Below are 8790 nucleotides of genomic sequence, written 5' to 3' on the forward strand. Positions count from 1 at the left end.
GACCGGACTCCTAAAAATCGGATGTTCGTTCTCTTTATCTGGGGCCGATGCTACGCCGGGCCGGTCGTTTGTCAAGAACGAGCATCCGTTTTATTTTGGGTCGCATGCCGAAAGTGAGCCCTGAGCACCTGGAACGCCGTCGCGGCCAGATCCTCGACGCGGCGACCCGCTGCTTCGCCTCCAAGGGCTTCCACAGCACCTCGATGCAGGACATCTTCAAGGAGTCGGGCCTGTCGGCCGGGGCGGTGTACCGCTACTTCCCGTCCAAGGCCGAGATCGTCTCGGAGATCGCCACGGGGCGGAGGGGCTTCGTCGAGGCCGGGCTGCGCGAGATCCTGGAGCGCGAGCGGCTGCCCTCCCTGCCGGACCTGGTGGAGGAGTTCCTGGAGATCTTCCAGGAGCAGTTCGGCTCCGAGGTCCAGCTCAGGCTGCTGCCGGAGGGCTGGACCGCGGCCCTGCGCGACGAGGCCATCGGCGAGGTCATCTCGGCCATCTTCGGGGGGGTCAGGGAGGTCTGGACGGAGTTCGCCGTCCGCTACCAGGCCGAGGGCCGTCTCGCCGAGGACGCCGACCCCGCCGCGGTCGGCGCGCTCCTCACCTGCCTCGTGCCCGGCTTCGTCATGCAGCGGCTCCTGCTGGGAGGCGTGGACTCCGCGGTCCTGCGCCGCGGCTTCGAAGGGGTCATCGGCTTCTCCTAGTCCATATATTGATACGCATTTCTCAACTCTTGAGACGTCGGGCTAGAGTCGGCCCATGACGGACCACGAGAAGTACACCCATGGCCACCACGACTCCGTGCTGCGCTCGCACCGCTGGCGCACCGTCGAGAACTCCGCCGCCTACCTGGCCCCCCACCTGAGGCCGGACGACGTCCTGCTGGACGTCGGCTGCGGCCCCGGCAGCATCACGGTCGACCTGGCCGCGCGGGTCGCGGAGGTCGTCGGCGTCGACCTGGTGGAGGAGGTGCTGGCAGAGGCGCGCGCCAGGGCCGAGGGCGTCGGCAACGTCTCCTTCCAGGCGGCCGACGTGTACGAGCTGCCGTTCGAGGACGACACGTTCGACGTCGTCCACGCCCACCAGACGCTGCAGCACGTGGCCGATCCCGTCCGGGCGTTGAAGGAGATGCGGCGCGTGTGCAGGCCCGGCGGGATCGTCGCGGCCCGCGATTCCGACTACGCCGGGAAGGTCTGGTATCCGGTGTCGCCGGAGCTGGAGGAGTGGCTGGCGCTGTACGACAGGTGCGCGCGGGCCAACGGCGGGGAGCCGAACGCCGGCAGGCATCTGCTGGCCTGGGCGCACGCGGCGGGCTTCACCGACGTGCGGCCCTCGGCTTCGACGTGGTGCCACGCGACGGAGGAGGAGCGTCGATGGTGGGGCGAGATGTGGCGGGACAGGATCCTGCAGTCGGTGATGGCCGAGCAGGCCCTGGCGTCGGGTTACGCCACCCGCGCGGACCTGGAGCGCATCTCGCGCGGCTGGCAGGCCTTCGCCGACCACCCGGACGGGTGGTTCACCCTGCTGCACGGAGAGATCTTGTGCAGAGCGTGATCTAGATGTTCTGGAGTGTTTCCGGCAATCTTGTCCCCCTATGGGGAATCTGACACTGGATCATCTGACGAAATCGTACGGAGAACGCAGGGTCCTCGACGAGCTGAGCTTCGAGGTGGGGGAAGGCGAGCTGTTCGGCTTCGTCGGCAGCAACGGGTCGGGCAAGACCACCACCATGCGGATCGTCCTCGGCGTCCTGGCCGCCGATGCGGGGGAGGTCCGCTGGGGTGGCGCCCCGCTGGACGAGGACACCCGCCGAAAGATCGGCTACATGCCGGAGGAGCGCGGCCTCTACCCGAAGATGAAGGTCCGCGAGCAGCTCGTCTACCTCGCCCGGTTGCGGGGGTGGACGGTCGCGGCGGCGCGGCGCTCGGCCGACGAGTGGCTGGAGCGGCTCGGCGTCGCCGAACGCGGCGGAGACGAGGTGCAGAAGCTCAGCCTCGGCAACCAGCAGCGCGTCCAGCTCGCGGCGGCGCTCGTCCACGACCCGGAGATCCTCGTTCTCGACGAGCCCTTCTCCGGTCTGGACCCGGTGGCCGTCGACGTGATGAGCCAGGTGCTGCGCGACAAGAGCACCGCAGGCGTCCCCGTGGTCTTCTCCAGCCACCAGCTCGACCTCGTCGAACGGCTCTGCGACCGGGTCGGCATCATCCGCGACGGCCGGATGGTCGCCGTCGGCACCGCCGCCGAGCTGCAGGAGCACGGCGAGGCACGGCTGCTCTGCCGGGTGGAGGACGCACCGGACGGCTGGGCCGACACCGTGCCGGGCGTCCTGGCGCGGGAGGGCGACCTGTTCGCCCTCGCCTCCGACGCCGACGAGCAGGACCTGCTGCGCGCCGCGCTGGCGGCCGGGCGCGTCCGCGAGTTCGGCTGGCGGCGCCCGACACTCACCGAACTGTTCCGCGACGTCGTGACGGGGGATAAGGCGTGAACGCGCTGACAGAGGTACGGCTGATCGCGGCACGGGAGCTCTCCCGCCTGCGGACGAAGATGTTCGTCATCAGCACCGCGGTGATGATGGTCCTCGTGGCGGGGCTCCTCATCGGGATAAAGCTCCTGGGAGGCTCGGCGACGACGGTCGGTTTCGTCGAGGAGGGCTTCGGCGGCCAGGTCACCGCCGTGGCCTCGGCCATGAAGCTCGAGCTGGAGACCGAGAACGTCCCCTCCGAGGAGGAGGGCGAGCGATTGGTCCGCGAAGGCGAACTCGACGCGCTGGTGCTCGACGGCCCGCTGCGGATGGTGGTCAAGGGCGAGCCGGACGAGCGGCTGGAGGCGGCCCTGTCCGCCCTGGCCCAGCAGTCCGCCCTGAACGGCGAACTGGTCAAGGCGGGGGTCGACCCGGCGAAGGTGAACCAGGCGGTCGCCGGGGCCGCCGTCGAGGTGGTCTCCCTGGAGGGCGTGGACGAGCTGCGCGAACTCCGGCTGGGCCTGGCGATGGGCCTGGCGGTCCTGCTGTTCATCATGCTCCAGGCCTCGGGGATCCTGGTCGCCCAGGGAGTGGTCGAGGAGAAGTCCAGCCGGGTGGTGGAGCTGCTGCTCAGCTCGGTCCGCCCCTGGCAGCTCATGGCGGGCAAGGTGCTCGGGCTCGGCCTCCTCGGCTTCCTCCAGATGGGACTGGTCGTGGCGGCGGGTGTCGGGGCGCAGATCGCCACCGGGGCGCTCGACCTGCCGGTCGGCGACCTGGCGGGGACCGTCGTGTGGTCGCTGGTCTGGTTCGTCGCGGGGTACGCGCTGTACGCGCTGCTCTACGCGGCGGCCGCGGCCACGGTCTCCCGCCAGGAGGACATCGGCGGGGTGGGCGCGCCCATCCAGGTCCTGCTGATGGCCGGCTATGTCATGTGCTTCACGCTGGTTCCGAACGATCCGGACGGGCTCCTCGTACGGATCCTGTCGTTCGTCCCGCTCTTCGCACCGCTCCTCATGCCCGTCCGCGCGGTCTTCGGGGCGCCGGTGTGGGAGCAGGCGCTCGCCCTCGGCGTGTCCCTGGTCGCGGTCGGGGCGCTGGTGTGGCTCGCCGGGCGGATCTACTCCAACTCGGTGCTGCGCACGGGCGGCCGGATCAGCCTGAAAGAGGCTATGCGCGCGGGCTGAGGCCCGCTGCGGCGGGCCTCAGCGAAGGCGCCGGTTCGCCAGCGCGATGGTGTTGATGTACCCGAGGGGGCCGGACAGGTCGTACAGGACGCAGTGGCCGGAGGCGATGCCGTCGGCTGACAGGTGGCCTCCGGCCTCCAGACCGAGGACGTCCCCCTCGGGCATCCGGCTGAGGTTGATGGTGTAGTCGGCGTTGATGTAGTTGAGCCCGCGCGTGCTCCAGTGCGCGATCGGGCTGGCCAGGTCGGCGGCGAGCGCGACCCGGACGAACGGCGACAGCGGCTCGTCCTCCACCAGCGGCTGCGCCTCCCGCATCCAGACGCGGCGGCGCTGCTCCCCGTTCCAGTCGCCGTTCCCTTCGCCGATCCGCCACATTTCGAAGGTGGGCATGCCGCCGCCCTCGCGCGGGTTGGGCTCGCCCAGCTCGTCGGGGGAGGGCACGTCCCAGGGCTCGGGGGTCCAGGCGGTCCCCGGCGGGTGGCTTCCGGGCCTCAACATGACGCAGCTCGCGCGTGCGATCGTCCCGTCGGGGCCGGTGACGGAGGCGTCCGCCACCCGGATCCGCCGCCCGTCCCGCACCGGCTCGGTGCTCACCGTCAACGGTACGAGCTTGCTGCTGCGGTACAGGTCCACGGTGAGCCGGGCCGGCCGCAGCTCGTCCGTCCCGTGCTCCCGCTCGATCGCCCGCGCGAGCAGTCCGCCCAGCAGACGCCCGTGCAGCATGTCGGGGGCCCAGGGCCCGCGGGCGTGCGGGGCGGGGATCAGCTCGAAACCGGAGAGGGTGAAGAACGAGGGCATCCGCCCATCATGCACGCGGCTTCGCGGCGCCGTTTCCCCGGGTACGTTCCAAGAAGATCACGGCCTCCGGCACCACCGCGCCGCGGTGCCGGACGACCGTCAGGGTGGACACTATTGAGGCCGAGCGTCCAGAGAGGTTTCTGCGCCGTGAACTGTCCGTTAAGCGAATTCCTCAGCGGGCGGCGGCGCCGGTGAGGCCGGACGCCGCGGGGCGCCCGGCCGCCGGGATCAGCCGTAGCGCTTCATCTCGTGGAAGAAGCCGGGGATCGTCTGGAGGTCGCCGGAGGCGGTGACCTGGTCGTAGACGTAGCGGGCCACGGCCAGGTCGAGGACGCCGAGGCCGAAGGGGGAGAAGATCACGGGCTTGTCGGCCGGGGGCGTGGTCTTGCCGACGAGGACGTCGTAGAGGGTGCCATCGACGAAGTCGCGGTTGCCGGTCTTCTGCTCGGCCAGGTGGGGGGAGGTGCCGGCCTTCAGGCAGTGGTCGACGTCGTCGACGACGTTGTAGGCCGACAGGATGATCTCGGGGGAGAGGTCGCGCAAGGAGACGTGCAGGACGAGCGGGTTGTGCGAGAGCAGCTCGGGGTCGAGGATGTGCGGCTCGCCCGCGACGGTCGCCAGGACGATGAGGTCCGAGGAGGTGAGCAGGGACTCCACGGTGTCGTGGATGGTCACCCGGCCCTTCTCGGTGCGCTCGAGGTAGCCCTTGAAGCCCTCGGCGTGCTCGGGGGCCAGGTCGAAGACGCCCAGCTCGTCGAACTCCAGGCCGTTGCCCACCAAGTAGGTGTGCAGGTAGCGGGCGATCAGGCCGACGCCGACGAACCCGACCTTGCGCGGGGTGACGCCGCGCTTGGCGGCCAGGGTGACCGCGGCCAGGGCGGCGGACGCCGCGGTGCGGGCGGCGCTGATGATCGAGCTCTCCAGGCAGGCGAACGGGTAGCCGGTCTCGGTGTCGTTGAGGATGAGGACGGCGCTGGCCCGGGGGATGCCCGCCGCGACGTTGTCGGGGAAGGACGAGATCCACTTGATGCCGTGCACGTTCACGTCGCCCTTGACGCTGGCGGGCAGCGCGATGATCCGGCTGTTGGGGCGGTCGGGGAAGCGCAGGAAGTAGCTGTCGGGGTTGACCGTCTGCGCCTCGCCGTGCAGCCGGTAAGCCGCCTCGACCATGGCCGTCAGCTGCTTCTCGCGACCGTGGAGGGCGTTGTGCACCTGCTCCCCGGAGATGACGGAGAACGCGGGGGCCTGGGTCATGGACTGCTCCAAGAGATGTGTGAGATGCGTGAAGGGACGGGTGAACAAGGGCGGCGGACCCTGGAGAGGGTCCGCCGGCGAGGGGTGGGAGGGGTCAGCCGCGGCCCTGGTCCCCGAAGTGCTCGGCGAGCCAGTCCTCGTCGTAGATGGAGTCCAGGTAGCGTTCGCCCAGGTCGGGGGAGATGGCCACGGCCACCGGCTCCTCCCCAGGGTACTTCTCGTTCAGCCAGCGCTGGGCGCCGCTGATCACGGTGCCGGTGGAGCCGCCGAACAGGAAGCCGCGGGCCGCCAGGCGGTGGCAGGTGGCGATGGTGTCGGGCTCGGGGACGTGTACCACGTCGTCGATGTAGGACTCGTCGACCAGCGCGGGCCGGGTGCTGGTGCCCAGGCCGGGGACCATGCGCCGCTCGGGGATGCCGCCGAAGGTGACCGAGCCGACCGCGTCGATCGCCACGATCGTGACGGGCCTGCCGTGCTCCTTGAAATAGCGTGCGCAGCCCATGAGCGTGCCCGTGGTGCCCGCCCCGACGAACAGGACGTCGAGTTCGGGAAAGGCGCGGTCGATGGCCGGCGCGGTGTGGCGGTGGTGGGCCCGCCAGTTGTTCGGATTCGCGTATTGGTTGAGCCAGACATAACGCTCGCTGGAGGAGCAGAGTTCCCGCACGTGATTGATGCGGCTCTCCAGATATCCGCCGTTGGCGTCCTGCTGGGTGATGACCCTGACCTCGGCGCCCAGCGACCGCATGACCCGCTGGGAGGCGGTGTTGCAGCGCGGGTCGGTGATGCACACGAACCGGTAGCCCTTGCTGGCGGAGATCGTGGCCAGGGCGATGCCCAGGTTGCCCGACGAGGACTCCACCAGCACCGATCCCTCGGTGATCACGCCGCTGCGCTCGGCGGCGGCGATCATCTCGGCCGCGGCCTTGAGCTTCACCGAGCCGGCGAAGTTGAACCCCTCGCACTTCAAGTACAGCGGGGAATCGAGTACGGACCGTAGGTCGACGTACAGATCCTCGACGTTGAACTCTTGTGGGGAGCTAATAATAGGCACGTTGCCCGACACCCTCTGTACGACAACAACCGACTGACAAATAAAAGTTCAGAGAACCTGGAATCCGCCAAGGCGTAACGAAATGTTCCGCCACCTTTTCGGAATCCCGGCCGCACGCGCCTTCAGCCTGAATTCTCCGATTATCAACACCCCGTTGGCTGAAAGCTGAGGCCGCCCCGGAAACCTCGCTGCCCCTCCGAAACTCCTGTGGCGTGCTCCCTTACTTCTTCGGGTGATGAAGTGACCCCTATCACCGCAGCGCTGATTACCGTACAGTAGGGCATCTTGCCCTGCAAGCCCCGTCTATCATCTAAAGCACACATAATCGGCTAATCGCCGGAGGGTTGGGAGCGGATTCTTGACGATCTTGGATGGACTGCTCGCGCAAACCGCGCTGTCGGAGCTCGCCATCTCCGGCGAAGAGGTCGAGCGCGCGCGGAAGTTCGCCATGAGCCGTGTGCACGAGGTCGACCTGTCCGACGCGGTGATCACCCGGGTGGAGCGCATCGCCGCGGCGGGGGACCGCCCCGCCGTCCGCGACGAGACCCGTGCGCTCTCCTACGCCGAACTGGCGGACGAGGCGCGCCGGATCGCCGCGCTGCTGGAGCGCGAGGGCGTGCTCCCCGGCACGGTCGTGGCGGTCGGCGGTGTACGGAGCGTCACCGTCATCGCCGCGTTCCTGGCCTTGGAGCTGCTCGGCGCCGTCTACGTCCCGGCGGACGCCAACTGGCCGGCCAGGCGCGTCGCCGGAGTGCTGGAGCAGGCCGGCGCGGTGCTGCTGTTCAACACCGACCCCGGTGAGGTCACGCCCGAGCTGGTCGAGGGCGCCGCCGAGGCCGGGGTGCCGATCGTGCGGGCGCGCGAGGCCGCGGGCTGCCCGCGGTGGGAGGGCGAGGCCCGGCTCGAGGGCATCGACCAGCCCCGCTACATGCTCTTCACCTCCGGTTCCACCGGCAAGCCCAAGGGCGCGGTGGTCGAGCACCAGGGCATGGTCAACCACCTCTACGCCAAGATCGTCGATCTGGAGATGGATGATCGGGACGTGGTCGCCCAGACCGCCCCGCTGGGCTTCGACATCTCCATCTGGCAGATGCTCTGCCCGCTGGTCAACGGCGGCCAGGTGCACGTGATCAGCGATGAGGTCTCCTACGACTCGGTGGCCTTCGCCGACGCGATCGACGGGCAGCGGATCACCATCGTGGAGCTGGTGCCCACCATGGTCAGGCTGCTGCTGGACGATCTGGCCGCGCAGGGGGGCGCGCGTCTGTCGGGCCTGCGCTGGATGCTGGCCACCGGTGAGGAGCTGCCCACCGAGGTGGCGCGCCGATGGCTGCTGGAGATGCCGCAGGCGGGCCTGGTGAACGCCTACGGCCCCACCGAGTGCTCCGACGACGTGACCCATCACATCGTCACGCTCGGTGACCTGGAGCTGCTGCGCCTTCCGATCGGCACCCCGGTGATCAACACCGATCTGTACGTCCTGCGCAAGGAGGGCGACGACCACTGGTACGCCTGCGAGCCGGGGGAGACCGGTGAGCTGTTCGTGGGCGGCCACGGCGTGGGCCGCGGTTACCTCGGCGACCACGACCGCACCCGTGACGCCTTCTTCCGCTCGCCTTTCGGCCCCTCGCCGACCGGCCGCCTCTACCGGACGGGCGATGCGGTGAAGGTGCTGCCACAAGGGGCTTTGCAGTACCTGGGCAGGGTCGACCGGCAGGTGAAGATAGCCGGCGTCCGGATGGAGCTGGGCGAGATCGAGGCGGTGCTGCAGCGCCACCCGAGCGTCGGCGCCGCGGCGGTGGTCGTGCACGACTTCGCCACGGACCTGTAACGGGTCGATCGCCTTCTCGTGGGGTCGTTGTCACCGGGCGGAGGGCCGCCCGGTGACGGCGTGGTCACACATCCCGTTTCTTGTCACCTTGGTGAGTAATCACGCCCGTTAAGTTCCACTTATGGGAGGATTGCGAAGCATGTTGCATGCTGGTTGACTGTGACCCCGCTACACATGAGTAGTGGACCGGGGGCTTCACGGGCGGGACAGCGCTGCT

The 8790-nt window shown here is 69.3% G+C and carries 8 protein-coding genes; 5 read left to right on the forward strand and 3 right to left on the reverse strand.

All coding sequences use genetic code 11. From position 1 onward, the window contains the following. The first annotated feature begins 104 nt into the window (after positions 1 to 104). Genes ABGB12_RS16330 through ABGB12_RS16345 form a run of 4 tightly spaced genes read left to right on the forward strand, consistent with a single transcriptional unit; the run spans position 105 to position 3639 of the window. Complete coding sequence (locus ABGB12_RS16330; RefSeq protein WP_347678669.1) at positions 105 to 698, forward strand: TetR/AcrR family transcriptional regulator; 594 nt, start codon at positions 105 to 107, stop codon at positions 696 to 698. A 55-nt stretch (positions 699 to 753) separates the two neighbouring features. Continuing rightward, complete coding sequence (locus tag ABGB12_RS16335) at positions 754 to 1548, forward strand: methyltransferase domain-containing protein (RefSeq protein WP_347678671.1); 795 nt, start codon at positions 754 to 756, stop codon at positions 1546 to 1548. A gap of 40 nt (positions 1549 to 1588) precedes the next feature. After that, positions 1589 to 2479, forward strand: coding sequence for an ATP-binding cassette domain-containing protein (locus tag ABGB12_RS16340; protein WP_347678673.1), 891 nt, complete (start codon positions 1589 to 1591; stop codon positions 2477 to 2479). Continuing rightward, complete coding sequence (locus tag ABGB12_RS16345) at positions 2476 to 3639, forward strand: ABC transporter permease (protein WP_347678675.1); 1164 nt, start codon at positions 2476 to 2478, stop codon at positions 3637 to 3639. Before ABGB12_RS16340 ends, ABGB12_RS16345 begins: the two co-directional genes overlap by 4 nt. Positions 3640 to 3657: 18 nt before the next feature. Here ABGB12_RS16345 and ABGB12_RS16350 read toward each other — a convergent pair whose 3' ends face one another. From ABGB12_RS16350 to sbnA, 3 genes are all read right to left on the reverse strand, one after another. Beyond that, positions 3658 to 4437, reverse strand: coding sequence for an acyl-CoA thioesterase domain-containing protein (locus tag ABGB12_RS16350; RefSeq protein ID WP_347678677.1), 780 nt, complete (start codon positions 4435 to 4437; stop codon positions 3658 to 3660). 228 nt (positions 4438 to 4665) lie between these two features. Then, complete coding sequence (gene sbnB / locus ABGB12_RS16355) at positions 4666 to 5691, reverse strand: 2,3-diaminopropionate biosynthesis protein SbnB (RefSeq protein WP_347678679.1); 1026 nt, start codon at positions 5689 to 5691, stop codon at positions 4666 to 4668. A gap of 94 nt (positions 5692 to 5785) precedes the next feature. After that, positions 5786 to 6754, reverse strand: coding sequence for a 2,3-diaminopropionate biosynthesis protein SbnA (gene sbnA / locus ABGB12_RS16360; protein ID WP_347678681.1), 969 nt, complete (start codon positions 6752 to 6754; stop codon positions 5786 to 5788). A 346-nt stretch (positions 6755 to 7100) separates the two neighbouring features. Between sbnA and ABGB12_RS16365 the strand changes: the two genes are divergently transcribed. Then, positions 7101 to 8573, forward strand: coding sequence for an amino acid adenylation domain-containing protein (locus ABGB12_RS16365; protein WP_347678683.1), 1473 nt, complete (start codon positions 7101 to 7103; stop codon positions 8571 to 8573). Positions 8574 to 8790 lie beyond the last annotated feature (217 nt).

Origin of the sequence: Actinocorallia sp. B10E7 (assembly GCF_039871655.1) — a bacterium.
Lineage (GTDB): Bacteria > Actinomycetota > Actinomycetes > Streptosporangiales > Streptosporangiaceae > Actinocorallia.